This is a genomic window from Xanthomonas sp. SHU 199, from assembly GCF_000364665.1.
In the GTDB taxonomy this organism is placed as follows: domain Bacteria; phylum Pseudomonadota; class Gammaproteobacteria; order Xanthomonadales; family Xanthomonadaceae; genus Xanthomonas_A; species Xanthomonas_A sontii.
Genome location: NZ_AQOI01000532.1, coordinates 1 through 940, shown reverse-complemented (window position 1 = coordinate 940; position 940 = coordinate 1). Strand labels below are relative to the sequence as shown.

Sequence of the window (940 nt, the reverse complement as noted above, 5' to 3'; positions counted from 1 at the left end):
CGCGGCCTGCATCGCCGCGGTCGCCCGCCACTGCACCGTGCGCCGCCCGCCGCCGCGCGCGGCGCACCGCCTCTGCCTGGAGCTTGCCGATGCCATCGCTGCCGCGCCTCGCCACCCTCGTCCTGTTCGCCTTCGCGCCACTGGCCTGCACCGCCGCACGCGCGCAAACGGCCGCGACGGAGACCCTGGAAAAAGTCGTCATCCTCAAGCGCCACGGCGTGCGCGCGGCGATGTCCAGCGCGGAGCAACTGGAGCGCTACTCGGCGCGCCCCTGGCCGCGCTTCGCGGTGCCCGCCGGGTATCTCACCGCGAACGGCGCGGCGCTGGAACGCTTGTTCGGCGCCTACTACCGCGCCCGCTATGCGCCGCTGGGGCTGTTCGCCGGCGACGGCTGCGCGGCCGCGTACTACTGGGCCAACCGCACCCAACGCACCCTCGCCTCGGCGCAGGCGCTGGCCAGCACGCTGACCCCGGGCTGCGCCAATCCGGTGCACAGCGTCGCCGACGATGCCTCCGATCCGCTGTTCGACGGCGCGCCCGCCCTGCGCACTCCCGCCGCGGTGGCGCAGATGCGCGCGGCCATCGCCGGCCGCATCGGCGGCGATGCGCAGGCCTGGAACGCGGCCCAGGCCGACGCCATCGACAGCCTGCAACAACTGCTGCTGCAGTGCGCGCAACGGCCCTGCCCGGCCGACGCCGGCAGCGGCAAGCTGCGCCTGGATGCGGTGCCGGCGCGGCTGGGCGATGCCGACGACGCGATCCCCGGCATCGAAGGCCCGGCCGCGGCCGCTTCCGGCCTCAGCGAAAGCCTGCTGATGGCCTGGGCCGACGGCCAGGACTTCGCCGCGCTGGGCTGGCGCGGCGTCGACGAGGCCAGCCTGCTGCGCGCCTTCGCCCCGCACCAGGCCGAGTTCGCGCTGCGCCTGCGCGCGCCGGCGGT

At 76.0% G+C, this 940-nt stretch carries 1 protein-coding gene; it reads left to right on the top strand.

Going from position 1 to position 940, the window contains the following annotated elements; translation table 11 throughout:
- Positions 1-89 precede the first annotated feature (89 nt).
- The coding region (locus tag D183_RS0116105) for a histidine-type phosphatase (RefSeq protein ID WP_017909908.1) at positions 90-940 on the top strand (851 nt) is incomplete at its 3' end.